Source organism: Peredibacter starrii (assembly GCF_034259205.1).
Lineage (GTDB): Bacteria > Bdellovibrionota > Bacteriovoracia > Bacteriovoracales > Bacteriovoracaceae > Peredibacter > Peredibacter starrii.
Genome location: NZ_CP139487.1, coordinates 1,717,154 through 1,736,633 on the forward strand (window position 1 = coordinate 1,717,154; position 19,480 = coordinate 1,736,633).

Genomic DNA, 19,480 nt, shown 5'->3' on the forward strand with positions numbered 1-19,480 from the left:
TTATGAGTCTACAACAAGTGAACAGTTCAAACTTCGAACAAGCAGTTTTAAATTCTGATAAACCGGTCCTCGTGGATTTTTGGGCCGAATGGTGTGGTCCTTGTCGCGTGCTGGGTCCAGTGCTGGAAGAAATCTCGGGAGAGATTGGAACTAAAGCAAATATCGTAAAACTAAACGTTGATGAGTCACGTGACCTTGCTATGAAATATGGTATCCGCGGTATCCCAACTATGATCCTCTTTAAGAATGGTCAGGTGGTAAATACTCTCGTAGGTAATCAACCAAAAGATGTTATTTTAAAGAGCATTGACGCTCTTTAATGGGGGAAACCGGGATTTAAAGGGGAGACTTGAGTGAGCGTAAGACCTCAATAAGTCCCGGAACTCTTTTTTCAATTTCATCGACCCTGAGAGAAATATAGTGGGTCTTACCTTCTTCTCTTTTTTCGATAAATCCTGTCTCTCTTAAAACCTTGAAGTGATGGGACATTGTGGACTTAGAAAGAGTGCTTTTGCATTCTCCACAACTGATTTCATTCTTTTCTAAAAGTTCTCGAATGATCTCAATCCTCGCAGGATCACTTAGAGCATTAAAGATACTTGAGATCTGAATTTTCTTTAGAGCAGGTCTGTCGGGTTTCTTCATAGAATGATCCTAACATCTTTTATACTGAACATTGACATTTTTTTTACCGTTACCATCTTATTTCTAAGTTCGATAATTATCGAAGTGAAACAAGGAGTTTCCTATGCAATTGCTGCCAGTTTTATCTGTGAGAGAAAGCGTAATTTTACCGGGCAGCGCCCTCCCGTTACGAGTAGGACGCAAACAAAGTATTGAAGCTGTTGAGGCCGCTCAAAAAAATGGGAACATGATTTTGGCCGTGTCCCAGAAGAGTGGATATGATCACGACCATGTGGAAATTGATGACCTGAGAACCATCGGTACTCTTGCCCAGATTGATCGCATTCGTGGAAATGCCAAAGATGGTTATCAAATTTTTCTTCGAGGAGTTTCTCGTTACCGCGTAAACCAATTCAGCATGAAAGACGGTTATATTGCCGCCGCCGCTGAAGAGTGGAAAGACGTGATGGATGGTGATCCATCAACTTTTGCAACGATGCTTGATGTGATGAAAAACATGTCAGAGAAAATCTTGCAGCTTCTTCCGAATGATACCCGATTACTGTCAGAGCTTGTGAAAGAGATGAATGATCTTTCTCATCTGACTTATTTGACCGCTGCGAATCTGGATATTGACTCCCAGAAGAAACAAGAGATTCTGGAGACCGCGGGTCTAAAAGACCGTTCGCTCAAGGTCCTTGAGGCCATGCAGAAGATGAAAGATGAGCTAGAGGTCCAGGTTGAAATTAGAAATAAACTTGGCCACAAACTCGGTAAGCATCAGCGTGAAACAATTTTACGTGAACAGTTGAGAACCATTCAGGAAGAGTTAGGTGATATCGAGAAAGGTGAAGAGAAAGACGATCTTCGCAAAAAAATTGTTGATGCAGGAATGCCAGAAGAAACCCTCAAGGTCGCACTGGATGAATTTAAACGCCTGGAGAGTATGGGGCCAAATTCTCCTGAATCTCATGTGATTCGAAATTACTTGGATCTTTTGGTGGCACTACCTTGGAAGAAAAATGCGACTGAATCAGAGATCGCTGACCTGGATCTTGAAAAGGCCCGAGAGATCCTGGATGCTGAACACTATGGTCTGGATAAGATCAAAAAACGTGTGCTTCAACATCTGGCGGTCATGAAACTTAAAAAAACCAGTCGAGGACAAATCCTTCTTCTCGTTGGACCTCCCGGAGTTGGTAAGACCTCGTTAGGTCAAAGTATCGCGAAGGCATTGGGCCGAAAATTTGTGCGCGGAAGTTTAGGGGGAGTAAGAGACGACGCCGAAATCCGCGGACACCGTCGCACTTATATCGGAGCAATGCCTGGTCGAATCATTCAGGGAATTAAACGTGCAGGAGAAAACAATCCGGTCTTTATGCTGGATGAGATCGATAAACTTGGCCGTGGTTTCCAAGGCGATCCGGCCGCCGCACTTCTGGAAGTTCTTGATCCTGAACAGAACGCTACGTTCTTAGATCATTACTTAGACGTGCCATTTGATTTATCGAATGTGTTCTTTATTGCGACTGCCAATAGTCTCGATACAATTCCATGCCCGTTACTTGACCGTATGGAGATCATTGATCTCTCGGGTTACACAACGGCCGAGAAACTACACATCGCAAAGAATCACTTGATTCCTAAGCAGTGGACTGAACACGGACTCTCAGATGATCAGTTAGTGATTTCAGATGAGGCCCTTTTGAAGCTCATCAATTCGTATACTCGTGAAGCAGGGGTGCGTGATCTGCAAAGAAAGATCGTGACTCTATGTCGAGCGATGGCGGAAAAAGTTCTTTCTAAAGACTCGGTTCTGCCAATAAGAATTGAACTCGCTGACATCGAGGAAGTGTTTGGTAACGAGCGCTTTACTCATGAGGTGGCCAACACCATGAACCCTCCAGGAGTGGCAACTGGACTTGCCTGGACTCCACAAGGTGGTGAGATTCTCTTCATTGAAGCGAATCTTATGCCGGGTAAGGGAAGCTTGATCCTTACCGGGCAATTGGGTGAAGTCATGAGAGAATCGACTCAGATTGCTCTAAGTTTGGTTCGTTCTCGTCTGGCCCATGCTATTCCGGGCTTTGAGTTTGAACGAAAGGACATTCACGTTCACGTTCCGGCGGGGGCAATTCCAAAGGATGGTCCGTCAGCGGGTATCACCATGCTTACGACCATTGCTTCACTTTTAACTGGTCGAAGCATCAGTCCTAAACTTGCTATGACTGGTGAGCTGACTCTCAGAGGTGCTGTAATGCCAGTAGGAGGAATCAAAGAAAAACTCATTGCTGCTCACCGAGCAGGCATTGAGAAAGTGATTCTTTCGAAACGAAATCAGAAGGATTTGAAAGATGTTCCAGAAGAAGTTCGTCACGGGCTCAAGATTGAATTGGTGGAAACAGCAGCAGAAGTTTTAAAAATTGCTCTTGATTTGGATGCAACTGAGGATTTTGTTCCTCAAGGATTCAAAGAGAATATTCAAGAGGTCCCAACCGCCATGTAATAAAAATAAGGCCAGCATATGCTGGCCTTTTTTATTTCATATCTTTGATGACATCTGCGAGGGTGGTCTTTTTAAGGCTATCCTCCATCGCTTTCTGGGTCTTATCCAGGACCTTTTCCATACACTCTTTAATACCGCAACTTACTTCACAAATTTTTTGTTCTGGATATTTGTGAATAGCGAAGGCCTTCGGAGCTTCCACTGCACGATAGATATCAAGAAGAGTAATGTCTTTTGGTTTCTTACCCAGAGTTGAGGAGCCAGTCTTCCCGGTCGATGTTTCAACCAACCCTGCTTTTGATAACTTCGAAAGAATTCTTCTGACAAAACTTGGATACGCATTCACACTGCTAGCGAGGGTAGCTGAAGTCATGTCTTTCTTGGCACTGCCAATACAAACCATGATGTGAATTGCGATTGAAAACTGAGTATTTACTGCGGCCATTAGAACAATGATAAATGGGGGTAGATAGATGGGCAAGAAAATTGAAAAAAAGACCGGCCGAGTAGACCGGTCTCACGGATTGACTAGTTAGACGCAGACTTAGGTTGTTCAACCTGGCTATTGAGCTTTTTAAGAGCATCAGTAATGACTTTCGCCACTTCCTTAGGTCTTGAAATCATAGGCACGTGACTTGAGCCAATGGTGGTCACCGTCGCGTTCATTTGTTTTGCCAGATTTTTCTGAGCATCCGGATTAATCATACGGTCTTTAGAGGTCACAATGTACCAGTTGGGTTTTGTTTTCCAGGCCGCAGTGGTGACCTTATCATCAAAACATTTCCCTGCAATTGGACCCTGAGTTGCTGTCATGAGATTGGTCTCATCCTTTTTTAAGTCTTGGGCAAAATCAGTCGCCATGATTTCTTTTGAAAGAGATATATAACCATTTGTATCCGGTGAAAGTTTTTGAATCCCAGGTGCTGCTGGAAAGGCCTTGACTGACTCGTTTGCTGATTGGCCATCATTGGGAGCGAATGCCGCCACATAAACCAGGCCCGCTACCTTTTCATTATTTCCCGCTTCAGAAATCACAGCACCACCCCATGAATGTCCTACCAGAAGAACTTTTCCAGGTTGAGCTTCTATCACTCGTTTTGCAGCAGCGGCATCATCGGCAAGAGAGGTCAGGGGATTTTGAACTGAGATCACATTGATCTTTGATTTTTGTAGAGAGGTAATGACTTTGTTCCAGCTGGAACCGTCAGCGAATGCGCCATGAACAAAGACCACTGTATCGATTTTATCAGTGGCAGTTTGGGCCAGCGCCAGTGGCATCATGATCAAACTAAATAACATGAATACTATTTTCATAAAATCATCCTTGATTAGTGAAGTTGCAGGTATTTTTTAAGCTCTTGCGAGGCCTGAAGAATGTGTGATCTTACTTCCGGAAGTTCCGCTAGAGGATTCAAGAGACCAAAGTCATGAATCATACCCACATAACGAGTGGTCGTCACACTGACGCCCGCTTCATCTAACTTGCGAGCAAAGGCCTCACCTTCGTCACGAAGTACGTCACATTCTGCGGTTTGCACGAGAGTTGGTGGGAAGTCTTTAAAATCAGAAGATGTTGCCTGTAGTGGCGAGGCGTACTTGTTCTGACGGTCTTTCTCATCAGGTGCATAATTGTCCCAGAACCACTTCATCATGTTCTTAGTCAGAAAATGATTTTCAGCAAATTGATTATAAGATTCAGTTTCAAAGAAGGCATTCGTCACTGGCCATAAAAGAAGTTGAAAGCGAATGTCCGGTCCACCCTTATCTTTTGCCATTGATGTAACAGCAATTGCCATGTTTCCGCCGGCACTATTTCCTGCAACCGCTAAACGAGAGCCGTCCACGTTAATTTCGTCACCATGCTCGGCCACCCATTGAGTTGCGGCATAGGCCTGATTGATTGAAATTGGATACTGGGCCTCGGGTGAACGGGTATAATCCACATAAACAGCACAGCAGCCAGATTCTGCCACAAGATCACGAATCAGACGTTCATGAGTCGGATAATCGCCAATGACCCATCCGCCACCATGAAAATACATGAAAACCGGAAGTTTCTCTGAAGCATTTTCTGGTCTTACTATTTTGAGATTTATTTTTTTTCCATCGACTTCAATTGCTTTATCTGAAACTTCGGCCGCACCTAAATTAACTTTGACACTTTTCTGTGCACCTTCAAGGACCTTTCTTGCTTCATCTGGAGAGAGTTGTTCCATTGGCTTTCCTCCAGAAGCATTGAGAGCGTCCAAAAATTTTTGGGTCTTACTATCTGGATGGGACTCGTATTGTTCAGTAGATTGATTGGCCATATTTGTCTCCTTTGAGATAAATTAGATCGAGAACTCCTTAGGGTCGTCTCCTTTGTCTATCTTGTGAATGAAGTCGGGCCTAATAATAGTTGAGGTTAAATATCCTTATGCGCGCATTGTTTTTGCTCTTAGTCTTAGTGCCTATTCTTTCTCATGCTGAGGTTCTGTGGCCGGGTTATAAACTCTTACGTCAGGACGAAGATTTCAGTTACCTTCGTGATTCCTCTAAGAAATCTGATTATTTCGACGGCATTAAGTTTATTTCATTAAATGAAGAGAGAAGTAACTTTCTTACTCTGGGCGGTGAGGTCAGAGAAAGGTATGAGTATTTTAGTAACTTTTTATGGGGAGCTCCATTAAACGAGGGCGATGGTTATATTTTATCTCGGGTGATGGTTCATGGTGATCTTCACATCAGTGATAAGTTTCGTTTATTCACGCAATTAAAGAGCAACCTGGTATTTGATAAGACTCTTCCGCCTCGTGGAATTGATAAAGACAAACTTGATCTTCACCAGTTGTTTATTGATGGTGATTTCGATCATTTTCTTTTGAGAGTAGGTCGTCAGGAGATTAACTACGGAAGTGGTCGACTCATTTCAGTTCGAGAAGGTCCAAACGTCCGTCAATCATTTGATGCAGTTAAATTAAATTACAAAGATCAGAATCTAAACATTGATGGATTGTACTCGCATCCGGTTGAAACTAATCCGGAAGAGTTTGATGACAAATCGGGAACCGATCGAGCTCTTTTTGGTGCCTATGCCAATTTCGTTAAGCTCAAGGCCGATATTTATTATTTAGGATATGATCGTCAAGAGGCGGAGTTTGATTCTGGGACTGATCATGAAATGCGACATTCGGTGGGTACAAGATGGTACAATAAAGGGAAGAACTGGGACTATGACTACGAAGGTGTTTACCAGTTCGGTCAATTTGGTAATAAAAGTATCAAGGCCTGGACAGTTTCCACCAATACCGGCTACACCTTTAATCATCCTTGGAAACCACGCTTAGAGCTTAAGGCCTCGGCAGCAAGTGGTGATGATAATCCTAATGATGATACGCTCGGAACTTTCAATGCCCTTTTCCCGAAAGGGGCCTTCTTCAACGAGGCCGCGATTTTGGGGCCAGCAAACTTTATGGATCTTCATCCAGGATTTTCAATTGATCCATCGGACGTCATGACGTTTAAAGTGGACTGGGACTTTCTCTGGAGGCAATCAATCGAAGATGGACTTTATAATGTTCCACTAAATCCGATTGTACCTGGAAGCGCTGGAGATTCTCGCTATATTGGAAGCCAACTGGCACTTAGTGGGCAGTATAAGTTAGGCAAACACTGGCTGCTCTTTGCTCAGTATGTGCATTTCTACGCCGGCAGTTTCCTGGAAGAAGCGACTCCGGGCAAAGACATCGATTACTTTACAACATGGGTAACTTATAAGTTCTAGTGAAGCTCTTTGCTGCATTTTCACTGCATATTTTAGAATGGTTAACCTAGGAATACTCTGAGACTCTACAAAGGAGTCATCATGAAAATTGTAACATTTTTAGCAGTGGGACTTTTTGCTGTTAGCGCATTCTCGGCCGATGATCTGTCTGGGGCAAAGAAAAAGAAAACGGATGATATTGATCGTAAGATGAATGCTTTGAAAGAGTATAGAACTTGTGTCGTGGGCTCCACCACGACCGCCATGGTGGAATCTTGTCGTTACCGCGGACCTGAAGGTATGATGCAAGAAGAAGAAGTGATTGATGTTGAACCTGTAAAGCAAGACGTAAGGAGTGATTCTAAAAAGAAAGACAGTAGCAACTATTAAAAAATTAAAAGGCCACCTTGGTGGCCTTTATTATTGAGGCAGGGATTTTTCATGGAGTTCATTAAAGACTCTTTGAACTCCTTCAATTCCTTTTACTTTTTCTTCAATGGTCGTTCTCATTTCTTCATTAGGGATTTCACCTAATAGACTTACTTCTCCCTTCTCAACCGTGACTTCTATGTTTTCACACTCCAGATCAATCAATACTTCATTGACCCGATCTTTAAGACCCGCATCCGCGGAGTTTAGATTTTCCATTTTCCCTCCTTAATCCAGATAGAGATCCTGGATGTTTTTAGGTAAATTTTTTAAAACTTGTTTGGCCTCTCCCTGATCAATCAAATCAAAAATGACTCCCAAGGTGACTGGTACTGCATGGGAGAGATCAATCTCGTCATGACCATGAAAATAACGACGTACATCTTCCAGAAAGTCGAAGGTGGTTCTGGACCTCGAGACATCTGCGTGAGGACTCCAGCCTTCATAGTAAATGCCTCGAAGAATGGTTGAGAGTTGAGAACCCAGATGGATCGCCTCATCTCTTCCAACGCGCTCCCTTAGGGCCTTTAGACAGGCCTTGAGCACGGCAAAGGCCTTCTGTTCATTTTCAAAAAGTTTACTTTCCATAAGAAGATTGATGACGTGATTAATTTCTTCATTGGCCTTATCAATGCCTTTTATATGCTTATGATGCATAATCTTGATACTCCCGTTTAAGTTCCAGGATGCTTTCTTTTAATGCTGGATAAGTCGCATCTTCCTCAAAAATAATTCCATTCAAAAAGAAAGTAGGAGTTCCAGTTACTCCGGATTCTTCACCGCTATCAATGTCCGCGCGTACTTTGTTAATGAGATCATCTCTTTCCAGATCTACCAGAAAACGAGAGATATCGAGTTCCAGAGCTTCTGCCAGAACCGTAATGCTTTCGGCGGAAAGGTTATAAATGTTCTTATAAAGAAGATCATGCATGTCCCAGAAACGAGACTGCTCATTGGCCGCTTCTGCGGCCATCGCAGCAAGGGCGGCATGGGGATGAATGTCGGTGATAGGGAAGTGACGAAAAACGTAACAGATATCACCTTCAAATTCTTTCAGAAGTTTTTGAATGAGTTGCTGGGCCCGGGCACAATGGGGACATTCATAGTCACCATATTCAACCAATACCACTGGTGCATCTAAGGGACCTTTTCGGTGATCATTTTTAGTGGCAGGTACTTTTAGGGTATAAGTCATGATGACCTCCTTAGATGGCCGCTCGGTTTTCATAAATGAGCTTGTTGATAACGTCTCTTAGAATCTCCAATGACGGAGCTCCATCAAAACGAATTCCGTTAATAAAAAGAGTGGGAGTTCCGTTCACCTGGCTTCTGACTCCGCTATTGAAGTCGACTCTAACTTTTTCTGCAAATTCTTCTTTTTCCAGATCGTCCAGGAACTGTTTCATATCGAGTTTTAGGACTCGAGCGAGCTCAAAAATATTTTCAGATGATAAGTCATTTTGATTTTCAAACAGGAGATGATGCATTTGCCAGAACTGGCCTTGAACATCTGCTGCTTCAGAGGCCACTGCCGCAACACCTGCATCGGTATGAATCGTCGATAAGGGAAAATGGCGATAGATAAAACACAGATCCTGTCCATATTCCTTAACTAATGTATCCATGGTCGCCACGGTCATCTGACAGTGAGGACATTGGAAGTCTCCATATTCAATAAGAATGACTGGAGCATGAAGTGAACCGATTCGGTGGTCGTGGACATTAGGTGGAATTTTTAAGGTTGAACCATTCATGGGATGGCCTCCTGTGAATATAAATTCACCCCTGAGTTTTATCCCAACAACTGCTTCTGTCGAATGAAAAGAGAATCGATCAATAATAGGTTGAGTTAATATTAAGTTGGATGGGCCGTCTCAACCGCGAGATACTTTAAAGAAGATAGGAGTAGTTATGGAATTCAAAACTTCGTGGAAGGAAAACATGCTCTTTAAGGCCAAGGTTGGTAATCATTTGATCTCAATGGATGCCTCTGAACCATTGGGTGAGGATAAAGGTGCCACGCCTAAAGAACTTTTTGCGGCCTCCCTGTCTGGATGTACTGGAATGGACATAGTTGGTTTATTACACAAATATAAACAGAACATTAAAAAGTTTGAGATTGAGACCAAGGTTAAATCGACAAATGATGGTTATCCAATTGTCTTTTCCTTTATTGATCTGGTTTATCACATCGAAGGTGAGGTAGAAGAGGCCCTGGCCCTTCAGGCCATTCGCCTGGCCCAAACCAAGTATTGTGGGATAAGCGCCATGATGGCCCGATCCGCGTCTATCCATTGGAGATTATTCTTAAATGGCAAAGAAGCGGGTACGGGGGACATAGGAGAGTATCTCAGTGGCGAGTAAGATTACAGAAATGTAATTTATCTACTGGTTCAAAATACCGTATAATAAGCGGATGAAAATTCTTATCGTTGAAGACGATCCGAAAATTTCTGGATTTATCAAAAAGGGATTAAAAGAATCCGGTTATGAGCCTGTCGCCCTTGCCAATGGTCAGGAAGCGCTCGATCATCTCGGTGTTGATAAATCCTATGACTTGGTGATTCTCGATCTTATGCTGCCTGGAAAAAGTGGACTCGAGGTCCTTGCCGGGATGAGAGCTGAAGGGCTAAGTACTCCCGTGCTTATTTTGAGTGCCAAACGTTCGGTGGAAGAGAAAGTTGAGGGGCTACAGCATGGGGCCGATGATTATTTAGTGAAGCCTTTTGCCTTTTCTGAGCTTCTGGCGCGCATTCAAGTCCTTCTCCGTCGTCATCAACCACAAAAAAGTCTTCCGACTTCCTTAGCACAATTCGGAATTAAAATTGATCTTCTCAAGCGTGAAGTCACTCGCGGGGGAAAAGTCATAGATCTTCAGGCAAAAGAATTTTCACTGCTTGAATACTTTCTTAAAAATCCAGAAAGAGTACTTTCCAAAACCATGATTCTTGAAAATGTTTATCATTACAATTTTGATACCCAGACCAATATTGTGGATGTTTTGGTTTGCCGTTTAAGAAATAAGATCGATAAGGACTTTGATCACAAGACCATTCACACCATTAGAGGGGTGGGGTATGTTCTCAAAGACGGTTAAAAAAATTGGGCCACGTCTGGTTCTTGGAACGACCCTTCTTCTTCTCGTTTCCCTCTTAAGTGTTTCGATCACGATCTATTACTTGCTTTCTAACTCTCTAAGAAAGAGCGACAAAGATCTCCTGGAAAGACTTTCCGCGGTCTATGCCCAGAACTACGAACTTTTTGGTGAGGACTCACTCAGAAAAGACATCTCACCGGAAATTTTGGTCGTCATCGTAGATAAAGAGGGAAAAGAGATCTTTTCATCACTTCCTAAATATATTGACCGAGACTTTGAAGATGAAGATGAAATCAGACAGCTTCAGATTGAGGTCAGTCAAATGCCGCTTAAAAAAGGGCTTCAAACTGTTCTTCTTCTTTCGGGAGAGGAGGATAAGGACCTGTATGAGAAGTTAGAGTATCAGTTACGGGTGATGTTTCTGGAAAAAGAGTGGTTAGGGCTTCTTCCCATAATTGATAATGATTTATTTGAAGTCTTTGTGACTCCGCTTAAAAATGACCGATGGATGAAAGTGGGGAAAAGTTCGGAAGAGCGTGAAGAGCATTTATCGAGCATTCGTTACATTGCTTTGATGGTACTGATCCCGTTTCTCTTCGTGGGTTTTCTTTTAAGTTATCTCTTGTCCCGAAGTATCTTAAAACCTATTAAAAATCTCGCCGCTGTTATCAATGATATTCAAAATGGTAAAACTCAAAAGCGAGCATTAGTGCGAAATTCAGGGGATGAGGTCGATCTTTTGTCCCATGAGTTTAATAATCTATTAGATAAGAATGAGATTTTGATCTCAAATCTAAAAAGCTCCATCGACAATGTGGCCCATGATTTAAGAACGCCTTTGACCAGATTTCGCATTAGTGCAGAAGACGCTCTTCTTCATCAGGATGATCCCAAGAAAATGGCACTTGCTCTTGAAGACGGGTTAGAGAACTCAGAAAAGATCCTGGAACTACTTCATGCCATCATGGATGTGTCTGAAGCAGAGACCGGAACGATGATGATCAAAAAGAAAGAAATCTATCTCGATATTTTCATTAAAAATCTGGTTGAACTTTATCAGTACGTGGCAGAAGACAAGGAGATTAAACTCTCTTTCAGTGTTCCAGATGATCTGTGCATTATGGGAGATGAAGTCCGACTAAATCAGGCCTTTGGAAATCTCCTGGATAATGCCATCAAATATTCTCCTGCTGGAACTGAAGTGAAACTAGTTGTCACTCCTCAGCATGATCAGGTTTCAATTGCGATTAATGACCAAGGGGAAGGAATTCCCGAGTCGGATTTAGAGAAGATTTGGGAGCGCCTTTACCGCGTGGATAAGAGTCGTTCTACTCCAGGTCTGGGCATTGGGTTAAGTGTCGTTAAGGCCATCATTAAAGTCCATCAAGGCTCGGTTCAAGTCTCTAGTACTATAGGGAAAGGGTCTTGTTTCACAGTTACATTACCGCTTTGTAATGCAGGCGTAAGATAACGGTAAGGTCCATGTTTTAAGATTTTCTCATCAAGGGGAAAACGCATGAAATACCTGGCAGTACCTTTTCTACATCTGGCAATCATTACAGCTCTGGCCCTTTCGGCCTATCAGTCCGCTGTTTTATCATAAGGAGTAACTATGAAATTTCTAACTTTCGGTCTATTAGCATTATCTATTCCTGCGTTCGCTGCCAACCTTAGTGATTCAGCACTAAAAATGGTTCCAGGCGGAAAAGTCGTTCAGGAAAAAGAGAAAGAAGTAAAAATTCAAACCAAAGATGGCTCTATTGTAGAAGTTGAATTTAAGCGTAATGGTGATTTTGAAGAGGCCTCTGGTCATGCCGTTGATAAGGATACTTTTGAACCCGGACAGAATCTTCTTTCACTCAAAGACGCTGTGGCGGCCGTGAAAAAGGCCGGCAAATCACCAGTGGGCGACTGGTCACTTGAAGACAGTATGATGAAGGGCTGGCACTATGAATTTGAAGGCATGGAAAACGGTAAGGCGATGGAATATTTAGTGGATGCTAAGACCGGTAAACTTCGTGAAACAAAACAAGATGATTAAAAAAGAAAGGCCCCTTAAGGGGCCTTATTATTTTAGATGACTTCAATTTTACCAAGAGAGATGCGTTTTGCCTCAAACACCGTTGAGTATTCGACACGGTAGATGCCTGGCCCTAACTTAGGAAGAACAAAGTCCTTCTTAAGACGTCCACCCAGATCAAATCTTACTTTCGCTTCTTCTTCAATCGTAGAGATTTGAAGTTTCCAGAAGAGATTATCGTTAGCGGCAATGCCCAGGTCGAAAGGCACACAACGGAACTTCAGAGTGGCCTCTTTATCTGTATCGTTTTTGTAAGTCGCTTTATCAGTTGCTTCGAACTCGCCCTTATCGTTCTGAACCATGATGCTACAGTTAGCGTAGAAGTAGCTCATATCGTATTGAGCAGTTGGAAGTAGATCCACAGCATAGTTACCCTTGGCCACATTCATCGTGATTTCAGGGATGTCTTTTTTATTGTTGAAGATCTGAGACTTAATCGGAGTTACTTCACGAACCAGGACCAGTTCACCTTGAAGTGAAGATTGAGCAAGGTTACTGATATTGATTCTTCCACCTTCAGCAGCGGCGATATCCGTGTTTAGTTTAAGATTAATTTCTTCCATCTCAAACTCAACTGTTGCTGAACGCTCAGTTCCGCCGTTCATAAGCATTGTTACCTGGTAGTGACCTGGCTTAGGAGTCGCCATGACAAATTCACGAGTGAAAGCAATTTGTTCGGCACGAATATAGTCTGGAGTGAATGTTCCAAGATTCAGGAAGCTTGATTCGCCTTCAACCACACGCGCTCTTACTTTTACCCCTTTAACACCTTCTGGGATGTTCAGGTGAATACGAGCTCCTTCCTGAGAACCTACAGTCAGACTCTGGCGAAGGAATGTACGAGGACGAAGATCACGTACCGCAGTCACTGGAACCACTGCGAGAAGTGATTTGTCCGCTTTAGAGTAAAGACGGATTTCACCGAAAGCTTCATTCGCGTCACCCAGCATCTCTTCTGCGTTCACATCAACTGCGATTCGACTTTGAGAAACAGCGACCCAAAGTTCTTTTGGACCTTTGATGCCTTTAGTGTACTCGATATCAACTGGCGTAAGAAGATTTGTAGTTGCTTCAGATGGAGCAAGAGCTGAAAGCTCACCTGTGAATAGCACACGGTAAGTTTCAATTGAATCTGTTAATTGAGAAGTTCTAACGAAGATCCCTTGAGCGGCGGTTCCGTCTAGACCACCACGGTTCACACTGAGAGAAATATTCTGAAAATTCTGACCATTGATAAGAGTCTTATAAATTTCAAGCGCCTTTGGAATCTGTGGCAGACCATAACCTTGAGCAACGAATGGTTCATTGGCGATTCTTTTACCTGAAAGACGAAGGGCCGCAACAACAGTTGCTGCATTTACCTTCATACCAGCTTGCTTAATGGCCGAAACCAGAACTGTCGCAGCTCCCGCCAGGGCCGGTGAAGCAGAGCTTGTTCCGTTGAAAGCACGGTAACCAAGATTTGGAGAAGAGTGAGTTAAGCTAGAAAGTGGAGAAATAAGTGTTGGACCAGCACCACCCGCACCTGGACCGCGGCTTGAGTAATAAACCACGCGACCTTCTTCAGGAAGTCCAGTTGTTCCCCATACTCTTTCATCTAGTTCTTTTGGAACGTAGGCACCGGCAACAAGAGTTGAAGAAGGGTACATCAGACGACGGTTAAGTGATCCTAGACCCGGACCATTGTTGCCCGCAGAGAAGCTGATCACGATATTGTGCTTCTCGATGATTTGAGCAAGGGCCTTGCTCATAAATGCTTGAGTGGCAGTGTTTGTGAAGAACAGTGAATAACTAACGTTTGCTACTTCTGCACCTTGAGAACCTAACCAGTCAATCGCCAGAAGGAATGTTCCCAGCGTGTATTCGTTTTCAACTGGCCTATTTGTAAGTTCAGAGAGATCGTAGTCTACGATTTGTGCACCAGGGGCAACACCATCAAGGTTTCCACCACCCATTGAATTGTGAGCGGCCATAACACTCGCCACACCTTCACCGTGAGAGTCATCGTCTTTTTCTGGCTGAAGCACGCGAAGAGTTTTCTTAACCAGATCTACTTCTGTCATAACAGCAAGAGTTGGTTTCTTTGGAAGCAGGTAGTAGTCACCAGTCTTGGCGAACGTACCTTTACATTCAGACTCGTCAAATTTGTCATCAACGTTTAAATCAAGACAAACGCGAGAGCCATCAAGAGAAACTGAGGCCTTCCAATTGTTGATTGTTCCATCTTGGTTCAGATCCAGCTTACCACCGAAAGTCATGCCTTCTTTTACTTCAACAGTGAAGCCATCTTCAGCATCAACCAATGGGTAAACTGAGAATGTCGATTGAGATGTTTTAGCAAGAAACTTACGAGCACCAGTAGTTGTTTTCTGGAAGCCCACCTGATGAGGAGAGATACCATCATCAATCACACCAACGATAACACCACGGCCATCGGCCTCAGGATTTGTTTTCCAAAGATCCAGGATACCGAATTCTTTTTTAGCTACGTAAATGGCATCAGCATCTGGTTTACTAGCTTCATCACGAGATACTTCGATTTCTGAATCGAGTAGGTAATCAAGACTATCTTTAACCGGGATATTTAATTGATTAAGGTCTGAAGCTGCACCAGTCAGACGGATAATATTTTGACCTTCAAGCTTAATACCGGCCTTGAGAATCTCTTCCTGAAATTCAGGGGTGATTTCAGCACCAAGAACAACAACTGAAGTGTTGCCTTTGGTTTGCTCAGATAGGTTTAACTTTTCTGTTTTGTGCTTTTGAGGGCCACCACAACCAACAAGTAAAAGAGTAAAAAGTAGTCCAGCAGTCTTTTTCATAGAGATCCTTCGTTCATTTTGCACACAGGTATTTTAGCTAAATACCCGAATTGCATGGGCGGGATTGAAGTTTTTACATGCGGGTGTTGGCCAAGTCAACACGGCCTAAGTGCAGGGAATTTATAAGGATTTAATCAATTGTTCGGACTTTTAGTGAACGTGGGTCTCATTTTCGGGTGAATGAGGGGCCCGTTCATCGTCCAGGACCCGGAAAAACTCTTTCAGCTCTTCCTCAGAAAGGGTCTCATGGAGCATAAGGGATGAGGCGGCGGACTCCAGAAGTTCCCGGTGATTGCGTAGGAATTCATAGGCCCGAAGATAGGAGTTCATAACAATTCGTTTCACGCATTCATCAATTTCTTTAGCGGTATCATCAGCATAACTAATGCGAGAGAAGCCATCTTTCACATCCAGGAAAGGTGAGGCCGCTTCTTCATAGGTCACAAAGCCCAGCTCTTCAGTCATACCAAATCTCATGACCATTTCACGGGCAATGTTAGTGGCCTTGCCTAAATCATCCGAGGCACCAGTGCTGAGTTTACCGAAGATAAGCATCTCAGCAGCTCGACCACCCATGAGGACCGCCATTTTATTTTCGAGATCTTCTTTCGTCATGAGGTAGCGGTCTTCAGTTGGTCTTTGAATGGTGTAACCCATTGAACCAATTCCATGCGGGATAATTGATACCTTGTGGATCTTATCATCGTGACTCATCCAATAACCCACGAGGGTATGACCCATTTCATGAAAGGCCACGATCTCTTTTTCTTTGGCATTAAGAATTTTATTTTTCTTTTCAATTCCGGCAATGGAGCGCTCGAAAGCGAGAGTGAAGTGATTCATGTTGATGGCGGTGGCATTTTCTCTTGTTGCTATGAGGGCCGCTTCGTTCACGAGGTTCGCGAGATCCGCACCAGTAAATCCCGGAGTAAGACCTGCGATGGAATCAAGATTCACATCCGGTTCCATTTTTACTTTCTTAGAATGAATTTTAAGGATGTCTTCTCGTCCTTTGCGATCAGGACGGTCCACCACCACCTGACGATCAAAACGACCGGCACGCAGTAATGCTGGATCAATCATTTCAGGACGGTTGGTGGCCGCGAGAATAATGATTCCACCTTGGGTATCAAATCCGTCCATCTCAACTAAAAGTTGGTTCAGTGTTTGTTCTTTTTCGTCGTTACCACCCATGATGTTAGAGTGACGAGTTTTTCCGAGAGCATCAAGCTCATCAATGAAGATGATACAAGGCGCGGTTTTCTTCGCTTGTTCAAAAAGGTCTCTTACTCGGGCCGCCCCAACACCAACAAACATCTCTACAAATTCAGCACCGTTCGTAGAGAAGAAGGGAACACCTGCTTCTCCGGCGATGGCCTTTGCGATAAGTGTTTTCCCTGTTCCTGGAGAACCAACAAGAAGAATTCCCTTAGGCATTTTTCCGCCAAGACTTTTGACTTTGTCTGCGTTTTTTAAGAAATCGATGACTTCTCTGAGTTCATCCAATGCCTCATCAGCACCCGCCACATCTTTGAATGTGGTTTTGGTATCGGTCTCGACGTAAATTTTTGCCTTACTTTTTCCAATGGACATGAAAGAGCCACCGCCCCCCATACCTTTAAGTCCCCGTTTCAGGATGTAGTACCAAAAACCAATGAAGAGTATGGTGGGTAAAAAGAAAAGAATGAAACTTCCCATGAAGGAAGAAGATCCTAAACTTTCATAACTCACTTTATATTTATCTAATTGATTGGCGATATCCTGAGGGACAATATTAGTTTGATAACCAACTCTGCCTTTGATGGGTTTTACAAATTCACCGGTGGCACTATCTCCCCGGAGAGTGACGTTTTTGATGTCACCTCGCTCCAGATGCTGTTTAAATTCGCTATAGGAAATTCGCTGCATCTGCGAGCCTTCCAGGCAACTTCTTACGATTAAGAAAGCTAGAATGCCTAGAAAGATGTGGTAATAACTGAATACGAAACGCTTGTTGTTCTCAGTTTCCATTTTGAGATCATAACAAGATTACGCTTCGAGGGCATGATTCACTTATTCCTCTTTAATTAACTCAGTTAACTTCTGCTTTGCACGGTGATGGAAACTTCATCAGTTAGAGTCATGCCTTCTTCTTTTTTTGTAATTCGGAACACATATTTGCCGGGACGAAGCCCAGTAATTTTTGTTGTGAGAGCATGTGGCCTTTCAATCTTCGCAGGACCTCCAGAGATCTTGGTCCACTTATAACTCGAAGCTTGAATATCTGTGGCCTCTGCCGCCAATGTCGTCTTAGAAGTCAAAATGGTTTTATCCTGGCCCGCGAATATTGAACTGGTCACAAGATCAATGATGTTGATCTCTTCAATCGGACCATCGGATTTCTGGCACGAGGTCAGAAGCATAGTGAATATGAGGAGAAGGATGGATGTTCTCATATTCAAAGTTGTAACAAGAATTTGTTATAACAATGTGGAGGCCAGCATTCCATTTATCATGTCTGAGATGACTGATTCTGTCGCTTTCTGTGCTTCAGCTCCGCCTGTGTTAGTAGTTGTCGCCATAATGAGTTTAAGCTTTGGAGCGAGCCAAACCTTGGCGTAGTTCACCGTATTAGATCCATCGTGAGTAAGTGCGGGGCCATTGGCCCAGGATCTTTCATAGCGAAGCCATCCACCATAAGTATAAGGATCTGATCCAGCGCGAGTGTGAAGTTTCAAAAAAGTTGAAGCGTGTACAATTCCGTCGCTGCCATTGAAACCATCAACATGCTGCTGAAGAAATTTTCCCCAGTCTGGTAGTGAGCAATGAACTCTTGCTGCCGGCCCATAACCTTCGGGGTTGTCAATATGAATAGGTGTGAGACCTTTGTGGGCCCAGGTATTTTCTGGTGAAGTTGGACCGAAGCCGCAACTTTTCATATCAAGGGGATTAAAAAGTTTTTCCCGCATGAGAGTTTCCCAGGATTCTCCCGTGAGTTTTTCCAAAATATAGGCAGCGATGATGTAGCTCGTATTGTTGTAATCATAACGCGAACCCGGAGTCGTTACAGGAGCAATTTCGAGGACAGAGCGGGTAATAAGTTCTCGGGCACTGGTTGAGGTATAAGAAGGTGATTGAATCATTCTGAATAAGGAATCGTCTTTAACTCTTGAGAGTCCTGCCCGGTGAACCAATAGGGTTTCATAGGTCATGTTTTGAAAAGAAGCATGTAGATTAAACTCAGGAAGAAGTTCTTTTAGAGGCGAGGTCCAATTGAGCTTACCTTCCTCGATTAAAATCGCGGCAAGGGTCGCTGTCATCGCCTTAGTGCAAGAGCCTAGATGAAATTTATCCGTGGGAAGAAGGGGGGATGGATCACCATATTTTCTCACTCCCAGGGTACTAAGTTCCTGGGTCACTCCATTTCTAATCGTCATGCGGCCAAGACCGGGAAGTTGGAATTCAATCAACAAGGGAAGAGAAGAACTGGTAGAAGATCCAGAAGAACTTTTTCCGCAAGAGATGAGAAGCAAAAGGAGGAAGAGAATGCGCATGCCTCATTCTCAGGGGAGACAAAATTCGAGAATAGAGAGCAAAAATGATCAATACCTCACCGCGGCACTTGGAGTTTTAAAGTGACACGAGTTCGGGCCAGGAGTAGATTTAAGGGATCACTAAAAGGAGTTCTTTTTATGCTATTTGATATGACTGTTCCGCAATTCATTAAGATGCTACATAACCTTGACCTTATTTTGGATAAAGGTGCTCAACTTGCTACCGAGAAAAAGTTTGAAGTGGATGTACTTCTTAACTCTCGCCTTACTCCCAACCAATTCAATCTGATCAAACAAGTTCAGATTGCTTGTGATACGGCAAAGCTTTGTGCCGCTCGTTTATCTGGTAAAGAAGCTCCGACTCATAATGATTCAGAGAAAACACTTCCTGAACTTAAAACAAGAATTGCAGAAACAATCTCATTCTTAAAAACAATCACGGCAGCAGACTTTAAAGATGCTGCGACAAAACACATCTCTCAACCTCGTTGGGAAGGTAAGTATTTGACTGGTGAAGAGTATGTGATTCATCATGCTGTTCCAAACATCTACTTCCACGTAACAACTGCTTACTCAATCCTTCGCCACAATGGTGTTGAAGTTGGTAAGAAAGATTACCTAGGTGAACTACCGTTTAAGAAGTAATT

At 43.3% G+C, this 19,480-nt stretch carries 21 protein-coding genes; 9 read left to right on the forward strand and 12 right to left on the reverse strand.

What is annotated here, in order from left to right; all coding sequences use genetic code 11:
* Positions 1-2: 2 nt before the first annotated feature.
* Positions 3-320: a thioredoxin gene (gene trxA / locus SOO65_RS08655; RefSeq protein ID WP_321399402.1), complete on the forward strand. Its 318-nt coding sequence runs from the start codon at positions 3-5 to the stop codon at positions 318-320.
* Between the two features lie 16 nt (positions 321-336).
* Here trxA and SOO65_RS08660 read toward each other — a convergent pair whose 3' ends face one another.
* Entirely contained in the window at positions 337-645 is a 309-nt protein-coding gene (locus SOO65_RS08660; RefSeq protein ID WP_321399404.1) for an ArsR/SmtB family transcription factor, read from the reverse strand.
* A gap of 103 nt (positions 646-748) precedes the next feature.
* On the opposite strand from SOO65_RS08660, the gene lon reads away from it, so the two are divergent.
* Positions 749-3,130 (forward strand): endopeptidase La, encoded by a 2,382-nt coding sequence (gene lon / locus SOO65_RS08665; RefSeq protein ID WP_321399407.1) that lies wholly within the window; start codon positions 749-751, stop codon positions 3,128-3,130.
* 31 nt (positions 3,131-3,161) lie between these two features.
* On the opposite strand, the gene SOO65_RS08670 is transcribed toward lon, so the two are convergent.
* The 3 genes from SOO65_RS08670 to SOO65_RS08680 all read right to left on the reverse strand — a co-directional run bounded on the left by SOO65_RS08670 (position 3,162) and on the right by SOO65_RS08680 (position 5,439).
* Positions 3,162-3,575, reverse strand: a complete 414-nt coding sequence (locus tag SOO65_RS08670; protein ID WP_321399409.1) for an Rrf2 family transcriptional regulator — start codon at positions 3,573-3,575, stop codon at positions 3,162-3,164.
* 83 nt (positions 3,576-3,658) lie between these two features.
* Positions 3,659-4,444, reverse strand: a complete 786-nt coding sequence (locus SOO65_RS08675) for an alpha/beta fold hydrolase (RefSeq protein ID WP_321399411.1) — start codon at positions 4,442-4,444, stop codon at positions 3,659-3,661.
* 14 nt (positions 4,445-4,458) lie between these two features.
* The gene (locus tag SOO65_RS08680; RefSeq protein WP_321399412.1) at positions 4,459-5,439 is read right to left on the reverse strand and encodes an alpha/beta hydrolase; all 981 of its coding nucleotides are present in this window, start codon (positions 5,437-5,439) and stop codon (positions 4,459-4,461) included.
* 107 nt (positions 5,440-5,546) lie between these two features.
* Here SOO65_RS08680 and SOO65_RS08685 point away from each other — a divergent pair, with 107 nt between their 5' ends.
* Together SOO65_RS08685 and SOO65_RS08690 are read left to right on the forward strand one after the other, a co-directional pair.
* Positions 5,547-6,893, forward strand: coding sequence for an alginate export family protein (locus SOO65_RS08685; protein WP_321399414.1), 1,347 nt, complete (start codon positions 5,547-5,549; stop codon positions 6,891-6,893).
* An 81-nt stretch (positions 6,894-6,974) separates the two neighbouring features.
* On the forward strand, positions 6,975-7,262 hold the full coding sequence (locus SOO65_RS08690; protein ID WP_321399417.1) for a hypothetical protein: 288 nt from the start codon (positions 6,975-6,977) through the stop codon (positions 7,260-7,262).
* 30 nt (positions 7,263-7,292) lie between these two features.
* Here the strand turns inward: SOO65_RS08690 and SOO65_RS08695 are convergent, their stop codons facing one another.
* Genes SOO65_RS08695 through SOO65_RS08710 form a run of 4 tightly spaced genes read right to left on the reverse strand, consistent with a single transcriptional unit; the run spans position 7,293 to position 9,055 of the window.
* Positions 7,293-7,520, reverse strand: a complete 228-nt coding sequence (locus SOO65_RS08695) for a BON domain-containing protein (protein ID WP_321399419.1) — start codon at positions 7,518-7,520, stop codon at positions 7,293-7,295.
* Between the two features lie 9 nt (positions 7,521-7,529).
* Positions 7,530-7,958, reverse strand: coding sequence for a DUF2267 domain-containing protein (locus tag SOO65_RS08700; protein ID WP_321399421.1), 429 nt, complete (start codon positions 7,956-7,958; stop codon positions 7,530-7,532).
* Positions 7,948-8,496, reverse strand: coding sequence for a DsbA family protein (locus tag SOO65_RS08705; RefSeq protein WP_321399423.1), 549 nt, complete (start codon positions 8,494-8,496; stop codon positions 7,948-7,950). Before SOO65_RS08705 ends, SOO65_RS08700 begins: the two co-directional genes overlap by 11 nt.
* 10 nt (positions 8,497-8,506) lie before the next feature.
* The gene (locus tag SOO65_RS08710) at positions 8,507-9,055 is read right to left on the reverse strand and encodes a DsbA family protein (RefSeq protein WP_321399425.1); all 549 of its coding nucleotides are present in this window, start codon (positions 9,053-9,055) and stop codon (positions 8,507-8,509) included.
* A 157-nt stretch (positions 9,056-9,212) separates the two neighbouring features.
* Here SOO65_RS08710 and SOO65_RS08715 point away from each other — a divergent pair, with 157 nt between their 5' ends.
* The 4 genes from SOO65_RS08715 to SOO65_RS08730 all read left to right on the forward strand — a co-directional run bounded on the left by SOO65_RS08715 (position 9,213) and on the right by SOO65_RS08730 (position 12,439).
* A complete protein-coding gene (locus SOO65_RS08715; protein ID WP_321399427.1) occupies positions 9,213-9,665 on the forward strand; it encodes an OsmC family protein in 453 nt (150 codons plus the stop codon).
* Positions 9,666-9,717: 52 nt separating this feature from the next.
* Positions 9,718-10,398 carry a response regulator transcription factor gene (locus tag SOO65_RS08720; protein WP_321399429.1) on the forward strand — a complete coding sequence of 227 codons (681 nt, stop codon included), beginning with the start codon at positions 9,718-9,720 and terminating at the stop codon, positions 10,396-10,398.
* The gene (locus SOO65_RS08725) at positions 10,379-11,869 is read left to right on the forward strand and encodes a sensor histidine kinase (RefSeq protein ID WP_321399431.1); all 1,491 of its coding nucleotides are present in this window, start codon (positions 10,379-10,381) and stop codon (positions 11,867-11,869) included. Before SOO65_RS08720 ends, SOO65_RS08725 begins: the two co-directional genes overlap by 20 nt.
* 141 nt (positions 11,870-12,010) lie before the next feature.
* The gene (locus SOO65_RS08730) at positions 12,011-12,439 is read left to right on the forward strand and encodes a PepSY domain-containing protein (RefSeq protein WP_321399433.1); all 429 of its coding nucleotides are present in this window, start codon (positions 12,011-12,013) and stop codon (positions 12,437-12,439) included.
* 32 nt (positions 12,440-12,471) lie between these two features.
* Here the strand turns inward: SOO65_RS08730 and SOO65_RS08735 are convergent, their stop codons facing one another.
* The 4 genes from SOO65_RS08735 to SOO65_RS08750 all read right to left on the reverse strand — a co-directional run bounded on the left by SOO65_RS08735 (position 12,472) and on the right by SOO65_RS08750 (position 18,833).
* Positions 12,472-15,300, reverse strand: a complete 2,829-nt coding sequence (locus SOO65_RS08735; RefSeq protein WP_321399434.1) for a S8 family serine peptidase — start codon at positions 15,298-15,300, stop codon at positions 12,472-12,474.
* A gap of 150 nt (positions 15,301-15,450) precedes the next feature.
* Complete coding sequence (gene ftsH, locus SOO65_RS08740; protein WP_321399436.1) at positions 15,451-17,310, reverse strand: ATP-dependent zinc metalloprotease FtsH; 1,860 nt, start codon at positions 17,308-17,310, stop codon at positions 15,451-15,453.
* A gap of 65 nt (positions 17,311-17,375) precedes the next feature.
* Entirely contained in the window at positions 17,376-17,735 is a 360-nt protein-coding gene (locus SOO65_RS08745) for a PKD domain-containing protein (protein WP_321399438.1), read from the reverse strand.
* A gap of 24 nt (positions 17,736-17,759) precedes the next feature.
* Positions 17,760-18,833 carry a serine hydrolase domain-containing protein gene (locus tag SOO65_RS08750; RefSeq protein WP_321399439.1) on the reverse strand — a complete coding sequence of 358 codons (1,074 nt, stop codon included), beginning with the start codon at positions 18,831-18,833 and terminating at the stop codon, positions 17,760-17,762.
* A gap of 138 nt (positions 18,834-18,971) precedes the next feature.
* Between SOO65_RS08750 and SOO65_RS08755 the strand changes: the two genes are divergently transcribed.
* The gene (locus SOO65_RS08755) at positions 18,972-19,478 is read left to right on the forward strand and encodes a DUF1993 domain-containing protein (protein ID WP_321399441.1); all 507 of its coding nucleotides are present in this window, start codon (positions 18,972-18,974) and stop codon (positions 19,476-19,478) included.
* Positions 19,479-19,480: the final 2 nt, after the last annotated feature.